25 protein-coding genes are annotated in these 26,701 nt (G+C 46.8%); 1 reads left to right on the top strand and 24 read right to left on the bottom strand.

The features are described 5' to 3' along the window. Positions 1–2: 2 nt before the first annotated feature. From B6K83_RS15000 to traL, 14 genes are all read right to left on the bottom strand, one after another. Positions 3–983, bottom strand: coding sequence for a TraU family protein (locus B6K83_RS15000; RefSeq protein ID WP_431311575.1), 981 nt, complete (start codon positions 981–983; stop codon positions 3–5). A 31-nt stretch (positions 984–1,014) separates the two neighbouring features. Beyond that, positions 1,015–2,139, bottom strand: coding sequence for a TrbC family F-type conjugative pilus assembly protein (locus B6K83_RS15005; protein ID WP_048608537.1), 1,125 nt, complete (start codon positions 2,137–2,139; stop codon positions 1,015–1,017). Between the two features lie 10 nt (positions 2,140–2,149). After that, positions 2,150–2,662, bottom strand: coding sequence for a S26 family signal peptidase (locus B6K83_RS15010; RefSeq protein WP_172689549.1), 513 nt, complete (start codon positions 2,660–2,662; stop codon positions 2,150–2,152). Next, the gene (locus B6K83_RS15015; RefSeq protein WP_048608540.1) at positions 2,646–2,993 is read right to left on the bottom strand and encodes a hypothetical protein; all 348 of its coding nucleotides are present in this window, start codon (positions 2,991–2,993) and stop codon (positions 2,646–2,648) included. Before B6K83_RS15015 ends, B6K83_RS15010 begins: the two co-directional genes overlap by 17 nt. Beyond that, a complete protein-coding gene (gene traC / locus B6K83_RS15020) occupies positions 2,986–5,385 on the bottom strand; it encodes a type IV secretion system protein TraC (protein ID WP_048608542.1) in 2,400 nt (799 codons plus the stop codon). The genes B6K83_RS15015 and traC overlap by 8 nt, the downstream gene beginning before the upstream one ends. Beyond that, positions 5,385–6,077, bottom strand: a complete 693-nt coding sequence (locus tag B6K83_RS15025; RefSeq protein WP_001228924.1) for a DsbC family protein — start codon at positions 6,075–6,077, stop codon at positions 5,385–5,387. The genes traC and B6K83_RS15025 overlap by 1 nt, the downstream gene beginning before the upstream one ends. Positions 6,078–6,208: 131 nt before the next feature. After that, a complete protein-coding gene (locus B6K83_RS15030; protein WP_000356587.1) occupies positions 6,209–7,147 on the bottom strand; it encodes a nucleotidyl transferase AbiEii/AbiGii toxin family protein in 939 nt (312 codons plus the stop codon). Then, complete coding sequence (locus B6K83_RS15035) at positions 7,140–7,931, bottom strand: type IV toxin-antitoxin system AbiEi family antitoxin (protein ID WP_048608544.1); 792 nt, start codon at positions 7,929–7,931, stop codon at positions 7,140–7,142. Before B6K83_RS15035 ends, B6K83_RS15030 begins: the two co-directional genes overlap by 8 nt. Before the next feature lie 220 nt (positions 7,932–8,151). Then, on the bottom strand, positions 8,152–8,538 hold the full coding sequence (traA, locus tag B6K83_RS15040) for a TraA family conjugative transfer protein (protein ID WP_048608546.1): 387 nt from the start codon (positions 8,536–8,538) through the stop codon (positions 8,152–8,154). Next, positions 8,535–9,107, bottom strand: a complete 573-nt coding sequence (gene traV, locus B6K83_RS15045; protein ID WP_139175592.1) for a type IV conjugative transfer system lipoprotein TraV — start codon at positions 9,105–9,107, stop codon at positions 8,535–8,537. The genes traA and traV overlap by 4 nt, the downstream gene beginning before the upstream one ends. Positions 9,108–9,181: 74 nt before the next feature. After that, a complete protein-coding gene (locus tag B6K83_RS15050) occupies positions 9,182–10,471 on the bottom strand; it encodes a TraB/VirB10 family protein (protein WP_085285719.1) in 1,290 nt (429 codons plus the stop codon). A 2-nt stretch (positions 10,472–10,473) separates the two neighbouring features. Beyond that, a complete protein-coding gene (locus tag B6K83_RS15055; RefSeq protein ID WP_048608549.1) occupies positions 10,474–11,370 on the bottom strand; it encodes a TraK domain-containing protein in 897 nt (298 codons plus the stop codon). Beyond that, positions 11,354–11,980 (bottom strand): TraE/TraK family type IV conjugative transfer system protein, encoded by a 627-nt coding sequence (locus B6K83_RS15060; RefSeq protein WP_000667170.1) that lies wholly within the window; start codon positions 11,978–11,980, stop codon positions 11,354–11,356. The genes B6K83_RS15055 and B6K83_RS15060 overlap by 17 nt, the downstream gene beginning before the upstream one ends. After that, positions 11,977–12,258, bottom strand: coding sequence for a type IV conjugative transfer system protein TraL (traL, locus tag B6K83_RS15065; protein ID WP_000433889.1), 282 nt, complete (start codon positions 12,256–12,258; stop codon positions 11,977–11,979). Before traL ends, B6K83_RS15060 begins: the two co-directional genes overlap by 4 nt. A gap of 288 nt (positions 12,259–12,546) precedes the next feature. Between traL and B6K83_RS15075 the strand changes: the two genes are divergently transcribed. Next, the gene (locus B6K83_RS15075) at positions 12,547–13,134 is read left to right on the top strand and encodes a plasmid-related protein (RefSeq protein ID WP_085285720.1); all 588 of its coding nucleotides are present in this window, start codon (positions 12,547–12,549) and stop codon (positions 13,132–13,134) included. A 26-nt stretch (positions 13,135–13,160) separates the two neighbouring features. On the opposite strand, the gene B6K83_RS15080 is transcribed toward B6K83_RS15075, so the two are convergent. From B6K83_RS15080 to B6K83_RS15125, 10 genes are all read right to left on the bottom strand, one after another. Beyond that, positions 13,161–13,796 (bottom strand): DUF4400 domain-containing protein, encoded by a 636-nt coding sequence (locus B6K83_RS15080; RefSeq protein ID WP_045611026.1) that lies wholly within the window; start codon positions 13,794–13,796, stop codon positions 13,161–13,163. Beyond that, a complete protein-coding gene (locus B6K83_RS15085; RefSeq protein WP_000546513.1) occupies positions 13,783–14,343 on the bottom strand; it encodes a hypothetical protein in 561 nt (186 codons plus the stop codon). Before B6K83_RS15085 ends, B6K83_RS15080 begins: the two co-directional genes overlap by 14 nt. Positions 14,344–14,352: 9 nt before the next feature. Beyond that, on the bottom strand, positions 14,353–16,173 hold the full coding sequence (gene traD / locus B6K83_RS15090; protein ID WP_048609054.1) for a conjugative transfer system coupling protein TraD: 1,821 nt from the start codon (positions 16,171–16,173) through the stop codon (positions 14,353–14,355). Positions 16,174–16,221: 48 nt separating this feature from the next. Continuing rightward, positions 16,222–18,372 carry a MobH family relaxase gene (mobH, locus tag B6K83_RS15095; protein WP_048609057.1) on the bottom strand — a complete coding sequence of 717 codons (2,151 nt, stop codon included), beginning with the start codon at positions 18,370–18,372 and terminating at the stop codon, positions 16,222–16,224. A 119-nt stretch (positions 18,373–18,491) separates the two neighbouring features. Then, complete coding sequence (locus tag B6K83_RS15100; protein WP_001145412.1) at positions 18,492–18,965, bottom strand: hypothetical protein; 474 nt, start codon at positions 18,963–18,965, stop codon at positions 18,492–18,494. After that, positions 18,965–19,246, bottom strand: coding sequence for an ECs_2282 family putative zinc-binding protein (locus B6K83_RS18600; protein ID WP_001067695.1), 282 nt, complete (start codon positions 19,244–19,246; stop codon positions 18,965–18,967). The genes B6K83_RS15100 and B6K83_RS18600 overlap by 1 nt, the downstream gene beginning before the upstream one ends. Before the next feature lie 93 nt (positions 19,247–19,339). Next, positions 19,340–20,194, bottom strand: coding sequence for a restriction endonuclease (locus B6K83_RS15110; protein ID WP_000255863.1), 855 nt, complete (start codon positions 20,192–20,194; stop codon positions 19,340–19,342). Further along, positions 20,194–21,321: a 5-methylcytosine-specific restriction endonuclease system specificity protein McrC gene (mcrC, locus tag B6K83_RS15115; RefSeq protein WP_001277095.1), complete on the bottom strand. Its 1,128-nt coding sequence runs from the start codon at positions 21,319–21,321 to the stop codon at positions 20,194–20,196. Before mcrC ends, B6K83_RS15110 begins: the two co-directional genes overlap by 1 nt. Then, a complete protein-coding gene (locus tag B6K83_RS15120; protein WP_048609058.1) occupies positions 21,321–23,519 on the bottom strand; it encodes an McrB family protein in 2,199 nt (732 codons plus the stop codon). The genes mcrC and B6K83_RS15120 overlap by 1 nt, the downstream gene beginning before the upstream one ends. Positions 23,520–23,534: 15 nt before the next feature. Continuing rightward, complete coding sequence (locus B6K83_RS15125; RefSeq protein ID WP_048609060.1) at positions 23,535–26,699, bottom strand: type I restriction endonuclease subunit R; 3,165 nt, start codon at positions 26,697–26,699, stop codon at positions 23,535–23,537. Positions 26,700–26,701: the final 2 nt, after the last annotated feature.

Here is a 26,701-nt window from a genome sequence, read left to right on the forward strand (position 1 = left end):
GGTTAACCTCCCGAGTTACAGCAGTCTTGCCAGCGCCACAAAATGTAGAGCGCATCTTCACCGGCACCGGGGATCGTTCGCCACTCTCCCCATTTCATGGTGCTTTCACCGATGACATGCGCACTTTCAGTTTCCGGTACAGGGAAGAACATACTCATCTTGTATTGGGATTTCGGCAGCATGGGTTCGATAACAGGTCGGCATAGCGCACTGTTCCCCATTGTTCGCCTAGCAAGACCACGCCTGTGTTGAGCCGCGATTGCACGCGCCGCTAAATGGCTGGTGTTTTCTGCTAATGAGCCAAAGGCTAAGGTGTGGCCAGATAACGGGTAGAGATGGCCCCAACTGCCAGCACACCAAAACAACTGATCGATGGGTTTACCAAGCGTTGATGAAGCAGCGTCAGCGGTACAAGCCGAAATAGCCAATGGATTAGCAACAGCAGCCGCTTCAGGCTGAGTAAAAAAGGCCAGTTCATCGTTAAGCCATGTTGGGTCCAATTCCGACAAATACATCAAGTCAAAGTCCATGTAACCATCGGCATTGCAATTGCCATCCATGAACAAATCAAGCATGACCAAAAGCGGAAAGGCGTAATAATGGTAATGGTAGAACGCAAGATCGCCGGTATCGTATTCACCTTCACCATGACCACCTTGCAGTCGTCTATCACCTAACGGTAAACGGATCCCTCCCATGGAAGGCGAACAACCCGGCGTTCTGACCAATTCAATCAGACGCGCTGGCTCCCACATGCTGGTAACAATACCTGGCCTTGGCACGCCTAAGTTGTCTTCACACAAGCAAAATGACTTGTTTGATGCGCCGCTTGGGACATTGCCAGAGCCAAGAGGAAGCCCTGCAACCCGGATAGGAAAAATGCATGACCAGCAAACATCCGTCAGCAACTTGCCAGACAATAAACCCGCGTCTGGGCAGGTCAGTTCGGCTTTTGCAGGAATAGATGCGCCCAGGACAAGCATGACAACGAGAGTCCGCATCAGACGATACGTATTATTGAGCTTTTGCATGAACAAGCTCCTTTGCTGGAATTTCTTCTATTTCAAACGCGAGCCCCTTTGCTTGAACAAACGACGGGGTGACTTGCAAATCAAAGCGCTGCTTTAGCGAGGCATTGAGAAGGTAAACCGGACTGTCCAATGTCTTTTCGAGCGCATTGAGGCTATTCCAACCTTGAGCACGGTCGAGCTGCGTGGTGATAAGCGTAATGCGGCGCAGTGTCCTATCTTGGCCCTCAAGCCAATGCGAAACTGCGTCCACTTCTTCAGCGTCCGACGCATTAAACACCACAAGCTGCTGAGTAAATGGCAAGGCTTTGAGCGGGTTAATACGCGTTCCTGCTGGGATCAATGTTCGGCCATTGGCATCCAATAGTGGCCGCTTCATGACGATGGTTGGATCAACCATTCTTATCCGATACTGCGTGGCTTTGGGTAAGTCAGTGAAAGTTTGGCGAGACCAGAAACGCTCAATGGCTTTTTTCTTTAACGCGCCCAGGTCAAGCGACTGTAAACGCTGCATCGCCACTTGCATCAAATCCGGTTCTAAAATGGAATGAATCGGACCGCGTTGACCCAAAGATCCGGTATTGCCTGTTTCAATTTGACGTTGCAACCAGTCCTTGCTGTAAACCCCTAGTGCACTTGCAGTCACCTTGTCATCTTCTATGCGGAAAATGGCAGGCACGCTAGTCACCCGCCAGTGCACAAAGGCTTTCGGATCGATTCGAACCTGAGGAACAGGATCAAGTCCCGCCATCAGGGTATGCCAATCACGGATAGCCGCCCCCAAGGTCTTTCCTTCAGGAATTCCCCGAAACAACACAATAGCGCCGGTAGCACTGGCCTCTTTAAATAGCTGCATCAGTGAGGAATCCCCCAGTGAGGACGACGCAAATATCAACCATTCATCGTTGTGTTTGAGCGACTTAGGTTGTTCAATCGGTGAAAAAGGCTCGATAAATTCAGATGAACCATCCACAGCACTTTGTAAAATGCTGCGGCTCATTTCGACGATCTTTTTGTCCTCGTCAGACAACGGATAAGGCTCTTGTGCCCAGGACACTTGACTAAAAGCCAATGGCGCAACCAACAAAAATAAGAGGCATAGTCTTCTCATCTTCCACCTCCTACCAAAGCGGCCAAGCGCGACCAACAATCTGCTCGCGCTTAACGGCATTCCAATAGCGGGAGTCGAAACTCGTAGCAGCCTCGCCGGAAAACCAATATTCGTTTTCTTGCAGCGTCAATGAGCGGCTAAATTCTGTTTCAGCCACACCAAGACGCTGGGCTAATGCCATGCCGGTTGAGACTTCAGCACCGTTCACCAGCACATGCTCAGGCGTCACATTGACTTCATCCCCAGGCATCCCTGTTAGGCGTTTCAACATACGAGTACCGTCGTTATATAACGGAGCGAGTCCTTTTGAGTGGAAGGCATACAAACCATCCTTAACGGGCTCTTTATTCCATAGGTCAATCAGATACACCGTGGTATCAGGCAGGCAGCGCTCTTGCTGGGTATCAATCCCTATTCGGTAGCGCATCATGGCGTAGGTGCCTACCAAGGCCATGATTAACGCAAGAATGGTCAAACGGATGAGATATGGCCGCCAAGGCATTCTTTTACGGAGTATCTGCATGAGACACCTCCTTTGATCCTACTGGCACGAATACAGAATCATCTGCACCCACCACCGCTTGGGCATCCAGCACGATAAAACCGGCTGCTTTTAGCTTTTCAATTTGCTGATTGGTCTGAAGCAACCTGGATTCGATGTCTTGTTCGCTGGCATTGGGGCCAAGTGACAACACCGCCTCCCCAAAATCCACGACAGCAATGGGCGTACTTAACGCCAACTGGCTGTGGATGGGGTCGAGTGTTTTCATTAAGAGCCAGCTGGTCATTAAACCGCTACCAGCAATAGACAAAGTAATAGAAGCCATAAATGGCCAAAGCGTGGTCTTATTCATAGCCTCGCTCCTTTAACAACTGGGAGATGGCATCAGCAACAGAAAGGCCTTTGCGCGTTAACTGCTTAATCGCGTTTACATCTTCTGCACGGGAAGAGTACAACAGCTTGTGAAACGGATCGACGATGAGGCGGCCAATCCCGGTGCCCATCTCGGTAATAAAGAAAATTTCGGAATAGACACCCGTGACGGTATGAACGGTTTTCAGGTACTCATAACCGCCTTCACCGAGTGGCAAGCGGCCTTCTTTTTTGAGCGCGTTGATGGTTTCAGCTTTTTGGCCAAGCAGGTACATATTGGCCGAGTTTTCAGCGATGGCTTTACCTGTAGGGCTGTCATACAAATCGTTGACCGACTGCGTTACCGTTACAGCACTGCCGCCATATTTTCGAAATCGACGGTAACCGGTCTCGATGAACTTACCGACATCACCTTGAGTCAGCAGATCCCAGGCTTCGTCGATGAACACAATCTTGCGACGATCCCGCTCACCTAAATACATCTCTTGTTGGATTTGGTAGATAAGCTGAAGCAACACCACTTGTTGTAGATGCTTACGCCCCTTTAGCTCTTCTAACTCCAGAACGGTGAAACGGTTTTTGAAGCGAATATTGTTGTGGCCATTAAAGAAGCGGCCATATTCGCCTTGTGTCGTAAACGGATAGAGCTGTTCACCCACGTCTTGCACACGACGGTCATCGTGATTTTTCAAAGCCTCTGCCACATCATCAACCAACATGGCACGACCTTTTTTCTCCCACAGTTCACGGGTCTGACGCTTTAGGTTGGCCATCTGAAAATCGGTTAATGACTGCGTAGGTGCGGCCATTGCGGCCAATAACCCAACTAGTACATCCGCTTCTTCGTCATAGTCCTCAACGATTTCAAACGGATTTAAGCAAATGCCACTGTCCCGCCCGAACTGTAAGAACTCACCGTCATAGACTTCACACAGCTTTTCATAGGAGCGGCCAACATCAATCACCCAGCATTGCCCACCTTCAGATAAGTAGGAGGAGATGATTTCGTTCACCAGGAATGACTTGCCCGACCCAGATTGCGCCGCGATGCAACAGTTGTAATTACTGCCCGAGTCATAAAGAGACACACTCATGATCTGGCCATTACGGGAAACAAAGTTAATCACTGGCGTGCCTGTACCTTTCCAATCCGCAAACAAAGGCAACAGAGGGATCACATGCCGTGTCGCCATGGTCTTGAATCGAAACAAGTCGTTCATCGCCTGGCGGTCAGCACCAAATGGCAAGGCATTCAGAAAAATGGGCAAACAGAAGTACTTGTCTTCCATCAGCTCAAATCCGAGTTCTTTGAAATAAGTTCGAGCATTTGAAACAGAGCTGATGGACGCTTCTTCAGTTGGTGAAAACAGCGTTAAGGTCATGTTTGCCCGAATAGGACGATCACCTTCTTGCAAGGCTTCAAAAAGAACATCAAATCCCTTTTTCTTGGCTGCAAGCACCGGCACAAACTTGAGCATCGGGCCATAGGCCTGATTGACCGCCCATTGACGCTTCGTCTCTAAACGAGATCGCATCGCCTCAGCTGAAGGAAAGTGAATGGTGACATTCAGCAAAAAGCTTCCGCGTAAACCGCGACTGCCCGTCATCATATCGCCCGCAAAACTTGCGGCATGACCAAACCAGATCCGCTCAGGCAAGCGCTTAAACGATAAGGTTTTAACTCGGTAATCACCCAGCATCAGACCTTGGCTATCCACCTTGATAGCCCGGTCATAATCCAACACTTGCTCTCGAAGTGGTTTATCTGCCTCACTTCGAATTGGAGATGGATTACGCCAAGAAGCATCTTTCCCCCAGTTAAGCTGCGCACTTAATGCCGCGAGCCAGTTCCGGTCAGTCATCTCAGTAACGCGAAAACCAACCGTTGTCAGCGCCTGCGAGAAAGAAGCCCGAAGCGCGGATGTTCGACTCAACTCACGCTCCGTCGGTATAGGACTTTCCAGAGGCAATTTGCAGGTGACGATCAGTTGAAAGTTGCGTACCTGAGTCTGGGTCGATTCTTCTATCGGTTGAACCGTGCCGCCATCGAGGAAATCCGCACGTTTGCGTATCGACGCCCTGAGCAATGGATCGGATTGACGATGCCGCAAGCCCATCATGAGCTGAAGGTCGGTTTGAATATCAGGCGAGGCGTACAGGCCAAATTGCAGCAAAGTGTCTTTTGGCCAGTCGTTGTTAAGTAGAACATTAACCCTGTCTGCAACAGACTCATCACCACCCGGCAATGGGTCACATAGAAAACCAAAGCCAACACTCTGGTCTTCCATGAAAAACAGTTGCTCATCGTCGGAATAGGCCAATACTGGCAACAGCTCTGAAGCGCGTTGCCCTGAATACAGAGAGGCTTTCATTAACGCCCCTCCAACCAAGCAGAAAGATCATAAGGACGGCCTCGGCTGATGCGACCATCATTGGCGACGATGAAAGGTACACCTTGAATGCCCAGAATTTGAGCCGTCACCAAGGTACGCTGCATTGGCTCCAAGTTGCAGGCATCATCCTGTTCTAGGTTACCAATCCGGCCATTGAGCAATGCATCGGTGGCCGCTTTCTTATCACGCGCACAGCCAAGTTGGCGAACCTGACGCTCTGAATCTGGACCAAGCACTGGCACAGGGAGTATTTGGAAGGTGTATTCTTTGGTTAACGGTAAGGCTTGCTTCAAAAGCTCATGGCAGTGCGGGCATCGTGGATCAACAAAGACCACCACTTTCTTTTTGCCTTCGCCCAGCGTCAGTGGGTTCAAATCATCCATTTTTAAGCCAAGACGACTTAAGTCCAGCGTGTTTCCCGCTTCACGAATCTCTTCAAGGCTGGTAAGCGGCTTTTTCGACCAGGCATCATAGAGCGTGCCATCAATGACGAACCGGCCACTGTCTGACATGAAAACAATACGGCCATTGCTTTCGACCGCTTTCATACCCGTGACAGGTAAAGAAACCATGCCGTCAATTTTGCCAACGGGCGACACTTCAGACACAGGCTCAGCTTGAACCAAAGGAGACAGCGCAAGCGCCAGAATGATTGGAGATAGTTTTCGCATGAGGAGTCCTCGTTAATGTAAATCGAGGCTCCAGTCTATGCAGTTGTCCTATGTGGACTCGGTTAGATAGATTGAAGAAATCGCAATCTAACTAGTGGGCTTATAGCTCGTTGAGGTTTGTTATAAACGAATTACTCGGCGTTTGCGTTAACAAGCCAATCATCAAGCACTTGCTTCAATTTATCTAATTGCTCTTGGTGTTTTGCTTGATTCTTTGCCAATTTGTTAATGTTCTGCAATTTCCAACGAATCGCTGGCAAGTCTGCTGCATTAGGATAGTCAAACAATGCCCAGTCAGGTTGCCCTCTTTTGAATGACATAAGGAAAGCATGATCCCTTTCTGTGAAATGTTTTTGCAGCTCAATTAACATCATGGGCCTAACAGAGGCTAAGTCTTCGCATTCAACTTTTTCAAAAGTCATTCCGTCAAATTCTGCCTGAAATTTCTCATTCAGAGGCTGCCAGTTTGGCGACATGACTTCATTAATAGGCCGAGGGTGACTTAATGTATAGGTTAAAAAACCCACCAAAATCTCTCTCGAAATCCCTTCACTGCCAAGTAACATACGCACATCAAATAAGTCGCGAGGATGTTGGCGATCCATTGCAGCACACAATTTCCCACCATACAGATCGGGAAGACTGACTACCTGAATCTCAGCATAACCAAACTCGTCTTCAACAGACTCTTGAACTGGCATTATTTCTGCACTATGCAATGTACCTCTGGCGACGGGCGACACTTCAATTTTGATCGTCGCAACCGGACTTGATACAACTATTCTCAGTTCATCAGCTTTATTATCCTGAAATGCCGCTCTGATATCTGGTTGAGTATTGATTCTGTCTGTAATGCGCTGCAATGCAGCCCTGACATTAATCAAAGCCTCATCTCTTGGTTCAAGTGGAAGATAAGCAAGATCAATATCTACAGATAACCGAGGAAAATCTCTCACAAATAAATTAATGGCGGTGCCACCTTTAAGTGCAAAAACCGTCTCTGTTGCTACCACAGGAAGCATTCTTATGAGCAAGGAAACCTGTTTGTAATATGGGCTATCTTTATCCATTATGTTGTTCACCTTTTTTGACGCTTAATATCTCTGGCACTGTGATTTGATATCGCTCATCAAAACGTCCTTTTTCGACAACCTGCCGCTTTCCTGCCCCCAATTTAATTCTTGTTTCATCTATGCGATTGACCCACTGGTGATCGTAGTATCGACCCAGAAATAGAAATATTCGGTTTGCCTGAACAGAGCTGCTTCGCTCAAGAATATCTTGTACTTTTCTAGGGCTAAGATTGACTAAACCCTGAAATAATTCTGCGACATGCTCAAATGAAATCAGCTTCCCAATCGCGTCTACCACTTCATAGGCAGCAAGTTCTGCACAGCTGACAGTGAGTTCTTTCTCTTTAACCGTGATCCTTTTCAAATCTTTCTCGGGATTCACTTCAAGCTTATGGTTTCCACAGTAAAACCAATTCTGATAAGGGAATTCACGAAACCATTTTGGTAAGGACGACTTATTTTTAACGCAAATCCAAACTTGCTCTTTGTTCAGCTGTAAATAGTGACTCAGTCCTTGGTGAGTTAAGCTGCTCAATCCAGCCAAATGAACTGAAACGCCCAATTGCACATCTAATGCTTGAATGGCATCAACCCAAGTTGGCTTTATATCGCCCTGCGCATCTGGACGATAGTACACGCCAGAACTAAGCTTCTTCAGCCAACCGTTCTGCGCGTACTTTTGAGCCAGGGAGTAGCTCACACCGTTTTCAGTCAGCCATTGCTGAAGTACTAGCGCACCAGGAGAAGTATGAGCAACAAGCCAGTTTATCTTAGATGACATTTTAACACCCCAAGTGTGAATATCACGAACAGTATAAACCATTTAGTTTATTACGATAGGGATTTTAACACTTTAGGTGTTAATATACCAAATACTGTAAACAAAGCCCGCTAATGCGGCGTTGTTGAAATGAAAAAGTCTACACAACATCACCAATAACCCGATGTTGTGTAGACCTAAGTTTGATTGCCTTAAGTGAACTGACTACTATGGCTCACATTCAGGTGCCCAGTAAAACGGCGCTGATTGCTGGAACGGTTGTGCCAATGACTTCTTGAGTGCTGGCAACGACAGGTAAGGTTGCAGACATAACACTTTCAACGACTGTTGGTGTGTTGTAGAGACCCATACCGCCACCAATGCCCAGAGCGAAAGCCATCAAGCTTTGGCGAGCGATACCGCCCACAATACCCACCAGAACCATGGCTCCCGCTACGATCCGTCCCAATGTACCTTGGGTCCAGTCTTTTAGGGTATCCCACACATCAGTGAAAGCATCACCACCGGTGCCCGCAAATGAGGGCTCCGAAATCATTAACGCCATCAAACCAAGCGCACTAATGGTCATTAGGCGCTGAGTTTGAATGGTGCGAACTGCATTTGTCATTCGTTAGTTTCTCCGTAGATACTCAAGTTATCGCGCTTACCATCAGCTCCCGCTGAGGTTGAATCGCTCTGAGTCTGAAGTGGACGTAGCACAGGCGAAACCATTCGAGGTGCTGACACCCCAATATCCCACCGGCGCGGTTCAATTTCGGTAAACACGTAGCTGGATAAATTCAGATCTCCACGGTCATCCTCCCAAGGCGCAATCCAAATTCGCATCACCCTTGAAGGAATGCGAATAGGTGCAGATTGCTGCGTCTCAGGTAATGCTGGATGGCTCAGCAGTCCTGTCTCTAAATCAGATTGTGAATACCCAGAGGGAGAACCAATTCGAGTCGCCACAGCATCAATCGTCTTGGGTGCAGCGCCATTACTGGTAAGCTCATAGACTTCACGAGCGGATAAACAGCGCACACCGTCAGGCATACCTGGGCATCCATATTCACTACTCCCAAGACCCAATGAACTACAGCCAGACAATAAGGTTGAGCCGACTGCCAATAAAAGTAATCCAGCTTTAGACCACTGTTTTGACTGGTGCTTTGGGTTGTTCTGCATTGATGTCGTCATGGTTAACTCTCCTCTGGATACACATCTTATTGTCTGAAACGGACTTCGATCGGTTAGCAACATGCAGGATTTTTTCATCTTCTTGCACCTCCCCCTTGCGAAGTGGCCAACGACAACGAGGCCCCACGAGTGACTATGACTTCTATTTTCCTTGCAGCGTCTACCTCTATGACTGGGAACATATTTTCTGCCATGTCCAAATAGAACTTGGCCACTCGATCCAATGCTTTACCAGTGCCTTTAATCGCAGCGCCTTGTAATGCTTCTTGGCTCATGACTTGCTGGTACAACTGAGTATCACCGGCATTACCCGTCTGAATCGTTGGTACAGGATTCACATCAAATGCGCCTGCCAAGCCCTGAAGGAATCCGGCCATCATCGATTTGGCCACCAGCTGGCCTTGTTTCGACACTAATCGGCCACGAATACCGGCTTTACCGTCTTCACCCACGGCATAAGAATCCAGTCGCGTTTCAATGACGCCACCATCTTCTCTCACACATGAAATGGTCTCGCCTCGCAAATAGGCACGCTCAGAGCTCAAATCACCGTAACCTGCGGCGATCAAGAAACACTCTTTGATATCCGCTCTGAATCGGTTGGGTAAAATGGCTTCCTTTTGAATCCTCAGTAATGCAGGAAAAGGTTCGCGTCTTGCGGACTCGTGAGTAGGGGCATCCAAACCTGTGATCAAAGTACCTGAGATGATGCTGCCCGCCGGTAAATACAAAGGCGGCGCTTCTTGCACAACAACCTCTGGTTCAGCAACCACTTCAGGCTCAATCATACGAATCGTGATTGGCGGCAATGGAACATCCCGTGCTCGTGTGCCTTGGCCATTGACTGGCTGCTGATAGAGCGGATCAGGCAGCGGCGCATTGGCAAAATAGTCGTCTGGGTTAGACGGCAGTGGCTTTTCTTCTTTAGGCAATTCCATGGCAGATAAAGGCACTTCGAAACGGCTATTTGTGCCTTCAACTGCTGCATCACCTCCAGCGCGAACATCATCAAGTTCCGCTCGAAGACGAGCCAACTCCGCATTGACCTCACTTGGTATAGAAGGCGAACCGGGGCTTAACCGTCCTGAGTCAACGTCACGACGCAAGCGTTCAACTTCTCGGCGTAACTGCTCGTTGCGCTCACTGAGTAGTTTCACGTTCGCAGCCAAACTATCGACCCCAACATCACGAGTATTGGTATCCGTAAGAATGTGCCGGATCGTTTCCTGCCGGTTCCGACTGTTCGCGCCATCATCAGGATTAGGTGAAAACACCATCACCATAAGGATCAGACCACCAGCAATACCAGCAACCGATAGACCCCGCTTCATGTTCGGGCTCATTTGTTCCCATTGTGCTTTCATCGTTACTTACCTCCCACAAGAAGCGAAGGTCGCTGACTTTCCACTGGTTCTTCACGATGATTGCGAACAACCACATACAACTCAGTCTTTTCACCCGGCAACAAGATATTGCGAGGCCAGTAAGCGCTTGCCACTATATCTGGTGCATGACAGGCTATTTCACTGGCTTCTATCGGCTCATCGGCAAAGCTTTCAACCAGTCCTACATAGACTGTGAAGTAATGTCCCGTCACAATTTGCCCCTGCTTAAAACCAAACTTTAAGCCCGGCTGAAAACATTTCGGGCTTGTGTCAGTTTGGCCAGCTAAACGGATGTCATAGCCTTGTGGTAACTCATTTAGTGCAAGGCGTCTGAGTAAATCACGTAAGCTATCGACGTATGGCTGAGCCGTTTCCCAAGTGGCGGCTTTGCGGTTCACGACGCCCTTAATAGGCCACTGCTGACCATCAATAGCTAAGGTAATTTCACGCGGTGGAATACGACGAGGTACTAAGGTGACAGATAATGCTGGCGCTTCCTGACCAGGCGGAGTGATGTAAAGTGAAACCGGTGATTCTTTGTCCGTGGCCACATATACAACATTCGCCTTGATTTGCGTCTGAGCATCACTGGTTGTTCTCACCTGAGGCGATTCAAACGGTGTCACAATCCGGTTCAGATGGCCAAGTGCCACAGGGATCAGTTCATTGACTCCCGGTGTCATTAGTAGCGTTGTTGGCACATCCGTTGCAACCGAATTGGTTTGAACCGGTGGATTTCCAGTAGCGGACTGCTTCATCACACTGGCTGGCACAATTGGCAATTCCACGTCTGCATACGACGCTTGAGATAACAGGACGCCACTCAAGCTCATTGCGATTAAGCTTGGTGTTATCCATCGACTAATTTTGGTTCGCATCATTCACCCTCCGGTTTTGCTCTTGGGTCAACTTTTCACGAACGCGCTTCGTTCTAGCTTGCCCCTCATACGTATCCATCCAACTGAGCTTTGGACGGTATTGCTCAATATCGATGTCAAACTCATAGGTGCGAGTTTGGCGCTGTTCATCTCCAGATGGTCCAGAGACCAAGGAATAACCGGTCACAAAGACATGGCCGGTTTCATACTCATACTCCACTTGTCTGGGTTGGAATTTGAGCGTGACTCGGTCTTCACGGATCTGTCTTGCCTGAATCTCCAGTGCATCGACCACTTGCTGGTACACCGCTGGAGAAAGTAGCGGCTCAATAGCAACCCGGATAAAAGACACATTACCCGGCGTCACGTTGCCCATAAGCTCAGCCAGGTAGAGCCCCCAGGATTCCAAGTAAGGCTGAGTGGCCTGGTTTCGTGACACTTCAGCCGTTTCAGACAAAGTTGGTGGTTGAATGGCTACCACGGTATTGCGAGAAAATGCCGCTACCGCAAGAAGCAAGTTAGATAGCACCAGCACCGCAATCAGGAACCGTTGCCATCGGTTCTCTAATTGCGTGCCTTGCCATGATTTTAAAAACACGTCGAACTTCACGGCAGATAGCTCCTGATAAATGGGTTAGGGATCGTCTTGGCTTTGGTTGGCAACAGTCCAGCCCAGTAGATGGCGTGAAGAATAAAACCATCTGGGCGGCCATCACGAAAACGCCGATAGAGCTTGGTTGTCACCAACCCCAACAGGCATAAAACCAAGGCATTACCGGTAAAAATGCCGATCACTAGCCCCAACAGAATGGGAGCCATCTCATCGGCACTCCAAAGCAGGAAGTGCGGCGGGTCATCGATATAGGATGGAATATTTACAGGTTCCATAGTCACTCCTCGTTGTTTGAATTGAGAAGTGAAGGATGCCTCGGGATTGGCAGCTTCAGTGGTCAGCTAGATGCCGAATTCTTGAAGGTTTTGAGGGTTCTAATCAGACAATACTAACAATTGATCTTTTTGATGCGGTTGATATGATGGGGATATTGGTCGTGTCGAGACCAGCTGCCCACTTTAGCAAACCCGGACGGGACGACATGCATATCAAATTTATTTTTTGCTTAGGTTTTTTCTGCGACCTCGGCAGTGGGCACCGTATTCGCTAATAGGAGAAACTCAATGCAAATTACTAAAATCATTTCCTCTGCCACGGTTGAACGTTTAAAGCAAAAAGCACGAAAGCTTAAACGTGAAAAATCTATTCCACACACTCAAGCACTCGATGAAATTGCAGTAACTGCTGGTTTTAATCATTGGAATCAGGTTGTACAAGCTAATGACGTACTGAAACCATCAGAAGTGGCATTATCTTCTGGATGTGTCATGGCTTTTGATGTCAAAGATGGTATGGATGTCGATACCAGTGATGGGGTCTTAATTGAAGACCACTTCTTGGAGATGCTCACTGAAAAGCAGCTATTTGAAATTTATGCCAATTCCCCTGATGAGGACGACGAACAAAACAGACCGCTAAAAGAAACGCTATCGGATTCAGAGCTTCATGAGTATTTTCGAGATGATTGCTCATTCATGTACTTTCGTCTTGCCGAGCCTCATGCAAACAAACCGTTAAAAGAAGTATTGGCTCTTATACGACAGTACTCTTTTTGGATGCCTCAATATATTTGGCTTCAAGGCCACCTTATTGATACTTACCATTTGCCTGCTGAAGACGAGAACGGCAATACCGTAGGCGTAAGGTTTTAGCTCTACAAGATGAGGCCTGATGGGCCTCATATCTTCTTCTGCAAGTGACTTAACGCCAACCCCGCCATCAATGCCAAACCGATGATCAGCGACGGTAACACCACCGGTGGAATAGCCAGCGGGGCGAACAATCCCATAAATAACAAGATGATGCCTGAGCCCAGAATTATCATGCTATAGCGGTGAATGATAGGGCTCGAAAAATCAAAGGTTGTTTTCTTAATCTTCCAGGTCATCAAGCCGTCCCACAGCGCCGGTAACATGAGAATAAGCGCAAAGGGCAACCAGACCATCAGCAAAGCAAATCGAGTGAACACTTGGTACAACACATCAAAAAATGCCTGAATACGGTCTTCCACCCAGACAAACCAAAAGCCTCCCATGTTCTCCATCCCTTTAGAGCGCAGTCGCTGCTCTTCATTGGGGATTAGAAAATCACGCACAGATTGCTCCATCTGCGTATCCACAACCCATGATTGATACCAGCCATGGCTAGTTTGACCAATCCAATAGCTTGTTTGTGCGCCCAATTGGTTTTGGATCATCTGCTTCTCTTTACTGATGACCCGGCCAGTCCAATCACCGGGCACTAACACGCCAATGGCAATAATCTCCAGCATCAGTGCCAGACACAGCAGCCAAACCGACTTATGCTTGCTCATGCCAAACATCCTCTTCTACTCGCGCCAGCATGGCTGCAACGGTTGGCGTCATAATCCGGGCTTTAATCACTTGTTGAAGCCGCTTTGTCGTCGTATGACCACTGACATAACGCACCTCGATGCGTCCTTCAGCCAAATACGCCATCCGATTTGGACGATTACGAATCCAGGTGTGGAAATACACACCATCCACGGCGGCCCACTCGAAATGGTCAGGATCACGCAGGCGAATCCCAGTTAAAGCACTGGCAGCAGTCCAGGTAAGCGCCTCAATGAAATGCCACAGGCGTACACTGTCATCATCACAACTGACTTCTTCATAACTGCCCAAGCCATTACACAGACACAAATCAAAGATGGAATGGCCATCTAACGTGAACGCATCCGTTAAGTAGTCCGCCAAGCAATACACCGAGGCCAAAGCATGAGGCCAGTCGGTTTCAAGCAGTCTTAAGGTTTCCTTGAACTGGGGGTTATGTTGCTGCCACTGAGCGAGCATTTCTTTACTGGTAAGTGTTGTCATTTTCAGACAGACAGAATGATGCATACAGACTCCTTATGCTGCCTGTGTAGAGCTGGTTAAAATAGGAATGCGGCCTTTGATCACGCGGCCACCTGAAAGCTTGGCGATGTACTCCAGGTTGGGAAGCTGGCCTAATAACTGCGGTGGAAACATATCGCCTTCTTCCTCCATCAAGCGTTCGCCATGATTGCCGGTAAACAACGCGGGGCTGTCCGAGTTGGACGACATACCTTGAGTTTGCATGATGTACTGCAACCGAGTCTTAGGCAGATTGTCGGTAATGTACTGCTGCGTTTCGGCATCCATCACCCGAAGAGCTATCAGGTTGTTGATGTTACCTAACACCTGACGGGCCTTAGCTTCGCTGCCTGTACGAGCTGAAAAATCAGCAAAGGTCTGAGTAGCAATCACACAACGCATTTTTGCGCCACGGCCTTTGTTGAGCAGTTGAATGAAGGGATCGTTGACGACTTCAGCCGCCTCATCGATGAAGATATTTACGGGACGATTTTCAACACCATAGTTATAGCGGTCACCGGCCACAGCCGTGAGATCGGATAAAAGCAACGAACCAATGGCGCTGCCAACCATGGCGTCGGTCAATGAATCCAACCCGATATAGGCCACTTGGGCATTGTTGATAATACGGCCAGAATCCGTAATTAACCGGCTGTCATCCACATCGTTTGCAATCGGTGATAGCAGTGGGCCAAGTTCACTTGAAGTGAGCATATTGAGCACCGGCATCAATGAGGCCACCATCTTGGAATAGTGGGTTCTGTCATGCTCAAACATACTCAATAGCCCCTCTAAATCGGTATTGGCGGCAACGGGCTGAATGCGTTCGTAGTAGAAAAGCAGCATCGCCATGGCTTGTTTAGCCAAGGTATTGGCCTTTTCGGTAAAGCGCTTGATCTCCACACTAAAGTTCGGATACACCTGCTCACCCCATGCCGTGACGGCTTTTACTACCAAGCCTTCTGGGCCACCTTCCAAGAATCGTCTCAGTGTTTTCAGATCAGGACGCTGAGAAGTAAGCAACAGACCTTGCACGATGTTATTCAGTGCCATTTGGCCAAAGGCTTTAAATGGATCAGCACCGGTTTCAGATGGAATTAATGCCGCAATTCGGCTGGCGATTTCAGTACCCCGGTTAAAGTTCCTCAGGGGATTAAGCCGTACCGAATGCTCTGGAAACCCCGGATGAAAATACACAAAGCGCTCAGGACTACCGGCGGCAATACAGGCTCGCTGTGCATTATCCTTAAGTTCTTTGTCTCCCTTGGGGTCAATAATAATCACGGCTTCATTGCGCAAAATGGCCTGAGTGATCATCGCATCAAAGCATCGGGTTTTCCCTGCCCCGGTCGTGCCGACAATTAAGGTATGCCCCTCAGTGTGACCAACTGGCTGGTACACATCTTCTTCTTTGGGCTCAACACCATGAATCCAGGTCGAACCCATTTGCTTACCGTGCCCCTGGTTAAGCAAGGTTTGCTTATCCCGCTTTAAGATTTCATAAGCGCGTTGGGCATGACGTTGATCCCACTCAAAGCCATACCCTAACCACAATTCATCAGGATGTTTTGCCATCACCTTTTGTAAATGCGACAGCTCCATAAAAGCCAATGGTTTGCCTTTTAGCCCCTTCTGTAGTTTATAAAGACGGTAAGCCTCGGGCAGGCGATACAACGCCATGCCCGAGGAAATCCCTGTCATCCACCAAAATGGCTCAGGTGGTAGCTCAGTCAGCATTTCTGCGGCAATTGCCCCAGTTGCTCCAACCAGCCAACCTGCTACTGCCATGGCTTCATAGTTCGTGCGCCAGGGCATCTCATATGCGTTTTCTTTCATTCATGCTCCGCAAAATAACCGTTTACAATCCGCTTAACTTCAAATGGATTAACGTTTAGCGTGAGCGGTAAACAGAACCGTTTCCCCCTCATCAAACTGGCATTGGTCACTGGCCGAGATCCCCCGAAGTAGCTGTCCGGCTGGAATGCCATGCTCATTGGCGACTTGGCGTAAGGTTTGAATCGTGACGCGAATACCATCGGCACTATGATCCACGTCTGGGTAATTGCCATCGGTCAGTAAGATGGGCAAATCTTTCACAAAATTAACCACCTGTTGCCGCTGCGCGTGTTTGAGGTCTGTACTTGAGTTCGCATTGGGCGCAATCGGCTTTTGCTTACGCTCCGCTCTTGTGGCGGGCTCTTTTGCTTGGGCATTGGCTGTCTCAGTTCGACTCGGACGCTGTGAAGCCTCTTCGTTCTGAATTGGTTCCACTGACTCTGCGTCTTGTTTGGAAAGGTCAATCAGTGCAATTAGCCCTTTAGAAATCGATACTTTCAGCAGTAACCCTTGCTCCTGAACGCCATCATTCGTAGTCACAGTTCTGGCCTTACGTGTCGGGTTTGCGGGATCTAGTTCAAGCCAATCTAATCGACTTAGTTCAGCAAGCAGTTTTCGGGGTGCACACCAAGGTCTTACGGCATCGGGATAGCGGATCAGTATCTGTTCACCAGCCATAATCAACGCACTGCTGGCCTCTGGGAGCCACGCCAAAGATTCAGGGAGATTAAATGCGTCTGCATCGTGCTGGTTTACGTTATTTGAGATAGTGGCATCGTTTGAATCGTTAGGCTTTTCGCATCCATCACCCGGAACATTTTCAGTTGCCTGAAGGTGATTAACATCACTGGCATGACGAAGTTCATCATCTTGTTCGGATGATTTTGTCGATGGCGACTCAGCCGAATTGCTGAGTTCAATTGATGATGACGCTTCAGGCAAGTCTAAATGCTCACTGGAGCGACTCTGAGGCTCTGCTTGTGTTTGCTGTGTTGCTTCCCAATCAGGTTTACTAAACAGTGTCACACCACTTGGTACATTCGAGCTGAACAATAAATCGGCCTCAACTATATGCAGCATGGCTAACCAGATTGGCTTGTCGTCTTTGATCAGCACTTCAGGGGCAAGGCTTTCATATCGCTCATTTGAGGTGGATTTAGTGGCCAATCCTCGCTCAATGAGGATGTCCGCAAGGGTATCGGGATCTCGTGGAATGCCAGGTATCTTGTCTTTGGCCAACAGCTCAATGATGTCCTTAGCCGCGCTTTTCCAAACCAGGTAAAGATGGGTTGATTGATTGGATTTTCGTACCCAGACTCTGGCATCTCGCTGATTAACCAGCCATTGCGAACTGGCAAGTAATCGCCTCATGGCATCAAGTAGATAGCGTTCGACTGGGACACCAAGGGCATTGTCGTCAACGGAAATGCGTTGAGCTTTCAGGTCTCGCTGGACACTGGTTTGGTCAGCTTCAATAACCAATTTGGACAGGACATGCTCTGGATCGGTATTGCCAATTGCTTCCAGCATGGCTTGCAAAATTTCAGGGCCCGGTTGGGTTAACCAGGCGAGCAACTCGGGTGTCATCACCCGGTTTAAAACCAAAATTGAAAATTGCTCGTGCCGCTTGCACCGTCCGTCGCGCCAGCGAATAAAATAGCGTTCAATGCTGTTATTTGTGGTCCACTGGGATAAGGTTTCTAAAAAAGGGTTCCACTGATAGCGTCCATCTTCGTCTGTAATAGACAAGTCTGAAACAGGCTTACCAATATCATGGAACAAACCGCCTAATGCCGCCGCAACACGCCACCTTGGTTCCAGCTCTTTTTTTTCAACCGGTGTGCCACTGGCAACAAAGATGATCCCTTCAGCAGCTTGTGCAGCCCAGAAAGCAACTTCCAACGAATGACGTAATAAACCACCAGCGCCACTGTGATGATGATGCTCAGAAGCTGGCAACAAATGAACATAAGCAGCCAGATGATCAATGCAGGGCTGAATTAGCCTTTGAAAATCACGCAGGTTAAAGCCAAGTACCTGGCGCAGTTTGGCAATTAGCTCGTCTTGTGTAGACTGCAAATCCTCGGGGGACGCAGCTGGCAACCCTTTCAGGAATGGCGGGTAGCGTGGAATTTCTGTATCCAGTTGCGATGACAGTTCTGGTAGTGCTTTGGTTTGAAAAAATAGGTTTTTGAACATAGTGAACCTCCGACACGATAGTGTGAAGGTTCTGTAGCAACTGAAGATGTTAGATAGCCGAAAGAAATATGCATTTATCTGTAGTTGTCTTCGTTCTAGTGAGAAAACCGACAGTTACATTACAGTGTGGGGTAAGACAGCTTTTCATTGTAAGACTGGGCATCATCCTCCCAAACTAGCCGAACAACATGCTTTCGTTTCGTTTGCATATGAACAGCGGCTATTAGCTCAACGGCTTGATACTTTTCGAGGCTTTCCATTGGAAATTTGTCAGTCACTTCTGATTCAATAACTAAATCGTTACCTTCGGGGAACTCAATTCTGACGTTTCTTGCAGTAGCAGCACCTTTATTCCAAACCTTAAGCCGATACTTACTGCTGCCAAGTTTTATAATTGATGCACCAAGGTCAGCTTGTTTTCCTTTCAGAGCATCTTCATTTTCTTTTTCCAAGAGAATGGTGTTTAGCTTTTCCTGGCTTTCGACAAGTGACTTCTGCCTCTTATTAAAGCTGACCGTTTGCCATGTTGCGTAGCCAGATAAAAGGAAAGCTAATCCAGCTATCACATCACCTGCATCAATAGTTACTGGCATTACTTAATCCTTATATTCTTGCTACCAGAAAAAGCCTTTTTTAAAGATTTACGTAGTTCGTCTTGAACGTCTTTTAAAACTTCTTCCTTGATTTCAGAAAGGTGCTCGTCAATATTTTCGCTATTCTCTTGAATAAGCTCATCTTTATTAAACTCTCGGTCACAAGATGCACAAGTCATTACTTGTATTGTTTCATCGCAACCGTCTTCGTATGAAAAGTCTGAACAGCCACAAGTCGGGCAAAGCAAGCTTATACTTCTATTGTATTTTTCAGGATTCATTCTAACTTTCCGTTATGTGAGTGGCCGTATTTAACCGCATATATTCAAGAACTAGACAATGCACGTTGGAGTTCCTTTGGTGCTTATTAACAGTTAAAGACCTAAAAACCAGCCAGGATCAACTGTTACTTTTTCAACTAACTCTGTTTTAACGCCTAAACTAAGTTCCTTAAGCTTATCGGCTAACTGATCACCATCGACCAAGTCAATCGGAGCAACGCCATCACGGTTGGCTTCTTCAATCGCAGCTTTTGTAAAGTTACCTGTAGTGATAAACATCCCACGATCAGCTCTACCAACGGTTGCGCCCCTAAAATCACGGATCTCGGGAGCCCCAACGGAACCTTTGTACTTTTTACACTGAAAAGCGATATGAAAGCTCATCAAACCGTTGATTCGGGCAATTCCTTTGCCATCGATACCACCATCACCCGTGCGACCAGTCACTTCAACATGGATAAAGCCTGATTCTCTCAATAACCTCTGTGTTAGTCGCTCAAACGCATCCGGGCTCATTTCTTCAATTAGCACATGATGCAGTTTTTCACGCCAAAGCATAGCCTCTTCAGGGGAGTCATCGGACGACAGTTCTGGAGTAGATGTCGTAGCATTAGTCTGTTCAGGCTTGCGGTCCAGTGCTCTAACAAAGTTGACAATTTCTCTGCTATCGATTTCCGGTTCCTGTCTAGCTTTATCTGTAAGTGCCCAAACGCCACGAGATGAGTTTTCAAGGTATCCAGCTTTCTTCAGGTAGGTTCTAGCCCATGCTAATCGATATCCAACTTCAGTTTGGCTACTTTTTTCAGGGTTGTGCAGAACAGCCAAAGTACCCTCATCAAACTTCTCAAGCTCGACAACTTCTTCGTATATCTCGTCGATACTGCCTGAGCCCCCAAGGTTCACTAATGCCTTTATTAGCGGTAGCATAAGTTGATCGAATGTGACCATTATTTTTTCTCCTGGAAACTCTTTTGTAAAAGAGCAAGTAGGCGCTCTCTGATTGAAATAGCTGACTCACCTAAATTAACAGTGCAAAACCATATTGGGTGGCCTTGAATTGTTACCATCTCAGCGACTTCTTTATCTACTGTCGGGTGAAGTAACATGCCAATACTTTCAAGTGATTTGGGGTCTGAAGTGTCTTCCTGGCTTCTAAGGTAAGTATACATTTGGTAGATATAACCACTGCGAAGAGTCTGTTCCCTATGCCAACCTTTAGTGGTCACTGAATTGAATTTTGTGTCGATTACCAAACGCTTGTCTGGTGAACGATTATCGATAATGATGTCTGTTTTCATGCTGGGAAGAATTTCGTCTATCCCTGAGCTTTTATCTGATATCTGCCAATCAAACTGTTTGCCAGCCAATACTCGCCACTCTCTTTTATCTAGTGCTACGGCATAGAAACCCGCTACAGCTTTTTCAAACAATTTTCTAAGCCACTCTTTTCGAGTGTCAGGAGCTGTTAGATGAAATTGACCGTCAAACTCTGTGGGTATAGCGAGTGAAAAAGCCAAATCGGCTGCAGCAACCATCTTCTGATCGCTAATATCATGGCGTCCAAATCTTTCCGACTTTCCGCTGTAATTTATTGGCTTTGCCTTGCTCACGCCTAGACGTTCTAAACTCAGCATTAAGGCTCGGCATTTATGGGCAAGAGTTGGTTTAATATTCAGCTTTGATAATCGTTCTAATGCAGATCTAACATAACGATTACGGGGAGTATCTACCGTTAACTCATCAAAGCGACAGCATACCTTACCTTTTTCAAGTAGCCTTTGCCGCTCGGTGGTTAGGGTATCTATGCGTCCACGAACTCGATTGATTACAGCAACTTTCGATTCATACCCATAGCTTAAATTTCGCATCATGCGTTCTTCAACTTGATGGCAGAGAATCTCGGCAACCAAATCTGCTATGTCTTCTGGGTTGTCTTCTACGTCGACTTTATTGGTGCCAAGGTGGCGATAAAGGTCCGAAGCATAGAGCATCAACAACCACAGGTTACGAACAGGAATCTTTCCTAATCGTCTCGACGAAGTAGTTTGGCTTTTCGCTTCAATAACGGCAGACATTAGATGCCTTCAACCAAAGCGTCTTTGGATTTGATAGCGCGTTCTATATCGTCAAACCAGTATTCTTCAAGAAGCGGTCCAATTTCAGTTTCTACGACACCTTGAAACCATGCTGCAGCATCTTCAATCTTTGTATTTAACGGTGGTGTTACATAACTGTGGCCGATTTTAAACTGAGGGCCCAAGTTGCGTTCTTTTGAAATCTCGTTATTTAGTGAGACTATGCGCTGTTCAATTAACTGCAAAAAATCGTTATCAATACCAGCCTTACTATGAACCCAATTGCGCCATGCCTCACCGAGCGTTGGCTTAAGATCAAAAAATGCGAATCGGCGACGTAGAGCAAGGTCAACAAGTGCTAATGAGCGGTCGGCAATATTCATAGTGCCAATAACATAAAGGTTAGCGGGAATATGAATTCTTTCGCCTTCAGCTCGACGATAACTAAGCTCCAAAGCTTCACTTGGCGTGCGCTTGTCAGCCTCTAACAATGTGAGCATTTCGCCAAAAATCTGAGCAGGGTTTCCTCGGTTAATTTCTTCGATAACGACTACGTGTTTGCTGCTCGCATCTTTTTTGGCTTCATTAATCATTTCCAGAAATGGACCATCAACGAGAGTTAATTTTCCTTCGCCTGATGGCCTCCAACCACGCACAAAATCTTCATATGATAGATTGGGGTGGAACTGAACAGCGCGTAGAGAGTTTTCGTCCTTTTGGCCCATTAACGCATATGCAAGTTTCTTTGCGAGCCATGTCTTACCAGTTCCCGGAGGGCCTTGGAGAATAAGGTTTTTCTTATGTCTAAGCTGAGTAATTATTTTTGCGATGCTTTCTCTTTCAAGAAAACAACCATCGGCAATGATGTCGTCAATTGTATAAGGTTCAATAGGCGCAGTCTGAACAGCAACTTCGTCTTCTTCTGCCGATAGCTCCTCGTCATCAAGGTCAGTAGCATTCGGATGAGCGGATGTGTCGGTATCCTTAAATAGCCAGGCCGAAAGCGACAGTTCTGGAAAAGAGTGTACGGGGTAGGCGTCCTCTTGAAATCGTGTTTCTAGATCATCAATCAGACCGAAGTAATCTCTTGAGCTACAGCGACCTTTTTCGCCATTCTTGCCTATTTCTAAACCCAGCTTTTTAGTGATGTATGCCTGTGATTGGCCATCAAGTGTCAGATACTTCCATGGTCTAATCCAATACAGCCCCATTGAGAGGTTCCAGCCGGTTCCCCAGCATTTAGTCGCAGTTTCATAAGCATCGTAAAGTGCCTCTGCGGTATCAGTTTCTGAGTTATTAGCGTGTTCTATGGCGGCCTCAAAAAGGTTCCATAGTGTATCAATGTCATGTTCACCCCGTCGGTATTTGTATCCAAAAAACCAAGAGCGCTGATTATTAACAACAGGGATACCTTCAAAGGAATTAGGAACAGGCGTTTCAACTTTCAAAAAAGCAGCAAGCTCGCTTGCGATGGCTATTCGGTTAGCATCGGTAATGCCCCGGTTAAACAGGCCGAAGACGGTAAACGGGCAAATATCACTTAGCAAATCTTTTGTGCCTTCCTTAGGCTGATCTTGAAGGACAGAAATGCTTTCAATTTTGTTCGGTAAATCGTGGATGGCTGCCATTAAAGAAGCACGATCATCCTTGTAAGTTAATAGCTTGTCGGCAAACTCTTCGTAAAATTGGGTCCATTTAAAACGCTGTTTATCGACAGGGGTATCACCAAAGCGCTCCTTCCAATAGGGAGCATTGCGAAAACGATCTATATCCTGGGGTTTATTATTGAAAGTGAAGTCAATAAGCCCCTCTGTCATCCAATCATCGGGAGAAACGCGCCAAATAGTGCTGCGATTGGTATAGAAATACCATTCATTAACAGGCTCAAAGCGTGGTTGCCATTCAACATCGACAAACCGGCCATCGCCATGATTACGGGTAATCACACCAATAGCTTTGATCCCCATTACTGAAACAGTCTGGCCTTTAGTATCAAAAGGGAGCTCTCGCTTTCTTGTATATGACGATTTAATGGCAATCTTGTCGCCCGGCTGCATACTGCGGACTACATCGAGATATTTATCTTCATAGCCATTTTGCCAAACGCCATCGTTGAGAAAACGCTCCGTTTGGTCTTCACTACCTTTGCCGTAGGATGCACCCACAAACCAGAATGAATTAGATTTATTTGTTGTCATCTATAAAAGCACCCTTTATTTCGTCCATGAATTCGACAATGTCTCAGCCTGCTTCAAAATAAGCTCTACAGCTTCAGCGGCTTTGTCAGGTGGATATTTGTAACGCTGTAAAGTGCGGCGCACGAGTATTTTTAATTTAGCTCGAACACTGTCACGAACTTGCCAATCAACCGTGGTCGATTTTCTGAGTTTGTCTGTGATTTCGACGGCAATCTTTTTAAGGATCTCATCACCAAGTTCACGTACTGCACTTTCGTTGTTGGCTAGAGCATCATAAAACGCGATTTCATCTGGATTTAACCCCAGTTCAGCCTCGCGCATCATTTCTTCCTGAAACTCTTTGGCCATTTGAATAAGTTCTTCAATGACCTGAGCTGTTTCAATGGCGCGGTTATTGTACTTTCTAAGCGTTTCTTGCAAGCGGTCTGCGTATTTCTTCTCTTGCACAACGTTATTACGTGTTTTCGCTTTAATGTCATCCTTGAGTAGTTTTTCAAGTAATTCAACGGCCAAGTTGCGCTCCGGCATCTGTCGCACGTCTTCTAAAAACTCATCCGATAGCAAACCAATATTGGGCTTGTCCAAGCCACAAAGTGCGAACACGTCAGCAACGCCTTCGGCGATCACTGCGTTATCTAGGATCTGTTTCAGTGCCGAGTTCTTTTCTTCCTGAGTGCGCTTTCTATCTACGCTGGTAAATTTGCTGATGGCGGCCTTAATGGCTGAGTAAAAGGCGATTTCTTTCCTTAACTCTTTAGCCTCATCCAAGGTACTGCATAGTGAGTATGATTTTGTTGCCGCCAACACTAAGTCTAAGAAACGCTTTTTGCCATCCTCTAAGCCAAGTACATAGTTAGCGGCAGGCACCAATAGTTTGTGCGCTTGAGTTTCATACCCCGATATGTCCAAACCATCGGATTTTGGTGTTTTACCAAACATGCCACGGATAGCATCAATTTTTTCTAAAAGAATGGAAAACGCTTCTTCTGCATTGAGTGTTGGCTCGCCTTTACCTTTAGAGTCTGTATAGGTTTTCAATGCTTGCTTAAGCTCGTTAGCAATACCAATGTAGTCAACAACTAAACCGCCTGGCTTGTTTTTAAATACGCGGTTAACCCGCGCAATGGCCTGCATCAGGTTATGGCCTTTCATCGGTTTATCCACGTACATAGTGTTACAACAAGGCGCATCAAACCCCGTTAACCACATGTCCCTGACAATGACCAACTTCAGAGGATCATTCATATCTTTAAAGCGCTTTTCTAAGCGTTTTTTGGTTTTTTTGTTATAAATATGGGGTTGCAAAAGTGGCTTGTCCGAAGCTGACCCTGTCATCACAATCTTAATCGCCCCTTTTTCAGGATCATCCGAATGCCATTCTGGGCGCAGTGCAATAATCTCATTGTAGAGATGCGCACAGATATCACGGCTCATAGCCACTATCATGGCTTTACCATCCATAGTGGCATTGCGTGTCTCAAAGTGCTCGATCAAGTCAGCTGCAACTTGGCTTAATCTAGGAGTCGCACCAACAAGCTTTTCAAGACGGCTCCATTCCCCCTTAGTTTTTTCACGGTTGCTGACGTCCTCTTCGTCCTCTACCACTTCATCAACTTGATCGGACAACTCAGCGATTTCAGCATGGTTCAAATCAAGCTTTGCCAAGCGTGACTCATAATAAATAGGAACGGTTGCGCCATCATCTACTGCATCTTGAATGTCGTAGATGGACACATAGCCACCAAATACAGCGCGAGTGTCTTTGTCTTCTTGTGAAATGGGTGTACCAGTAAAACCAATAAAGGAAGCAGACGGTAGCGCATCGCGCATATGCTTGGCGTAACCAAACTTATATTGACCATCTGCACTTAAGGTGGCTTTCAGGCCATATTGGCTGCGGTGTGCTTCGTCTGAGATAACAACTATATTGTGACGCTCATTGAGTATTGGATGATGCTTCTCGTCGTCAAGCAGGGCAAACTTTTGCACTGTGGTAAAAATGATGCCGCCAGACTCTCTTTCAGCTAACAACTGTCTTAGCGCATCTCGGTCAGATGCTTGAACAGGCGTTTGCTTCAAGAGCTCAACTGCGTTGCAGAACGTGGCATAGAGCTGACCATCTAGATCATTGCGGTCGGTAACAACAATCAGCGTTGGGTTATTCATAGCCTTTTGTTGAAGCAACATACCGGCATAACAACACATTGAAATACTTTTGCCGCTGCCTTGAGTGTGCCAAACCACACCTGCTTTTTTACTACCAGGTACTACCTCATCGGCATAGGTTGCCCGCTTCTCTGTTACGCCATCAATTTGCTGAGCCGCAATGACTGTCGTCTTTACCGCTTCTCGCACAGCATGAAACTGGTGATAACCAGCAATCTTTTTAATGATCGTCTCACCGTCTGTTTCAAACAATACAAAAAATCGTATGTAATCCAGCAGCAACTCACGATCAAAAAAACCGCGAACCATGGTTTCTAGCTGCCACTCCAGTAAAGGTTTATCGTTTTCATTATTAATAGTGCGCCAAGGCATAAAACGCTCTTGGTTAGCAGTTAGAGAGCCGACCCGAGCGGTGTAACCATCACTGACTACTAGCGCCTCATTGAAGATAAAAAGGTCTGAGACTTCATCTTTATAGGTTTGCAGTTGATTAAAGGCATCCCAAATATCGGCATTTTCATCGCTTGGGCTTTTCAACTCAAGAACAGCAATCGGTAAGCCGTTGATAAAACAAATGACATCAGGCCGACGTGGCTGTTTGGTGCCAGTAATCGTGAACTGATTGACGACAGTAAATAGATTATTGTTCAAGTTATCGAAGTCGATAATAAAAACATGATCCTGTATCGATTCACCATCGGCTCCCTTATATACAACAGGAACTCCTTGCAACAAGAAACGATGAAAAGAACGGTTACTTGTAACTAAATCAAAAAAATCAGGTTTTAATATAATGGCTTTAAACTGTTCATAGCAGATATCTATTTGAACAACAGGAATATGGTTATTGATTTTTTCAAATGCTAATTTTAAGTAAGTTTCTAAGATAACGTCAGAGTAATTTTTTCTCAGAGGATTGTTGCCATCTGGACCAATATCAGGCCCATGAAGAATATCCCAATGATTTTCCCTAAACCAACCTAAACAAAGGCTCTCTAGATTTTCTTCATTCATAA

The sequence above is a fragment of the Colwellia chukchiensis genome (genome assembly GCF_002104455.1).
Classification (GTDB): domain Bacteria; phylum Pseudomonadota; class Gammaproteobacteria; order Enterobacterales; family Alteromonadaceae; genus Cognaticolwellia; species Cognaticolwellia chukchiensis.

Bases quoted from the DNA above. Each gene is read 5' to 3' on its own strand.
- B6K83_RS15030 (WP_000356587.1), bottom strand. From the start codon at position 7,147: ATGGATAAAGATAGCCCATATTACAAACAGGTTTCCTTGCTCATAAGA.
- B6K83_RS15025 (WP_001228924.1), bottom strand. From the start codon at position 6,077: ATGCGAAAACTATCTCCAATCATTCTGGCGCTTGCGCTGTCTCCTTTG.
- B6K83_RS15000 (WP_431311575.1), bottom strand. From the start codon at position 983: ATGCTTGTCCTGGGCGCATCTATTCCTGCAAAAGCCGAACTGACCTGC.
- B6K83_RS15075 (WP_085285720.1), top strand. From the start codon at position 12,547: ATGCAAATTACTAAAATCATTTCCTCTGCCACGGTTGAACGTTTAAAG.
- B6K83_RS15010 (WP_172689549.1), bottom strand. From the start codon at position 2,662: ATGCAGATACTCCGTAAAAGAATGCCTTGGCGGCCATATCTCATCCGT.
- mobH (WP_048609057.1), bottom strand. From the start codon at position 18,372: ATGTTCAAAAACCTATTTTTTCAAACCAAAGCACTACCAGAACTGTCA.
- B6K83_RS15120 (WP_048609058.1), bottom strand. From the start codon at position 23,519: ATGACAACAAATAAATCTAATTCATTCTGGTTTGTGGGTGCATCCTAC.
- B6K83_RS18600 (WP_001067695.1), bottom strand. From the start codon at position 19,246: ATGAATCCTGAAAAATACAATAGAAGTATAAGCTTGCTTTGCCCGACT.
- traV (WP_139175592.1), bottom strand. From the start codon at position 9,107: ATGACGACATCAATGCAGAACAACCCAAAGCACCAGTCAAAACAGTGG.
- mcrC (WP_001277095.1), bottom strand. From the start codon at position 21,321: ATGTCTGCCGTTATTGAAGCGAAAAGCCAAACTACTTCGTCGAGACGA.
- traA (WP_048608546.1), bottom strand. From the start codon at position 8,538: ATGACAAATGCAGTTCGCACCATTCAAACTCAGCGCCTAATGACCATT.
- B6K83_RS15015 (WP_048608540.1), bottom strand. From the start codon at position 2,993: ATGAATAAGACCACGCTTTGGCCATTTATGGCTTCTATTACTTTGTCT.
- B6K83_RS15055 (WP_048608549.1), bottom strand. From the start codon at position 11,370: ATGCGAACCAAAATTAGTCGATGGATAACACCAAGCTTAATCGCAATG.
- traL (WP_000433889.1), bottom strand. From the start codon at position 12,258: ATGGAACCTGTAAATATTCCATCCTATATCGATGACCCGCCGCACTTC.
- B6K83_RS15035 (WP_048608544.1), bottom strand. From the start codon at position 7,931: ATGTCATCTAAGATAAACTGGCTTGTTGCTCATACTTCTCCTGGTGCG.
- B6K83_RS15100 (WP_001145412.1), bottom strand. From the start codon at position 18,965: ATGCCAGTAACTATTGATGCAGGTGATGTGATAGCTGGATTAGCTTTC.
- B6K83_RS15005 (WP_048608537.1), bottom strand. From the start codon at position 2,139: ATGAGAAGACTATGCCTCTTATTTTTGTTGGTTGCGCCATTGGCTTTT.
- B6K83_RS15125 (WP_048609060.1), bottom strand. From the start codon at position 26,699: ATGAATGAAGAAAATCTAGAGAGCCTTTGTTTAGGTTGGTTTAGGGAA.
- B6K83_RS15110 (WP_000255863.1), bottom strand. From the start codon at position 20,194: ATGGTCACATTCGATCAACTTATGCTACCGCTAATAAAGGCATTAGTG.
- B6K83_RS15085 (WP_000546513.1), bottom strand. From the start codon at position 14,343: ATGCATCATTCTGTCTGTCTGAAAATGACAACACTTACCAGTAAAGAA.
- B6K83_RS15050 (WP_085285719.1), bottom strand. From the start codon at position 10,471: ATGAAAGCACAATGGGAACAAATGAGCCCGAACATGAAGCGGGGTCTA.
- B6K83_RS15080 (WP_045611026.1), bottom strand. From the start codon at position 13,796: ATGAGCAAGCATAAGTCGGTTTGGCTGCTGTGTCTGGCACTGATGCTG.
- traC (WP_048608542.1), bottom strand. From the start codon at position 5,385: ATGAAAGCCTCTCTGTATTCAGGGCAACGCGCTTCAGAGCTGTTGCCA.
- traD (WP_048609054.1), bottom strand. From the start codon at position 16,173: ATGAAAGAAAACGCATATGAGATGCCCTGGCGCACGAACTATGAAGCC.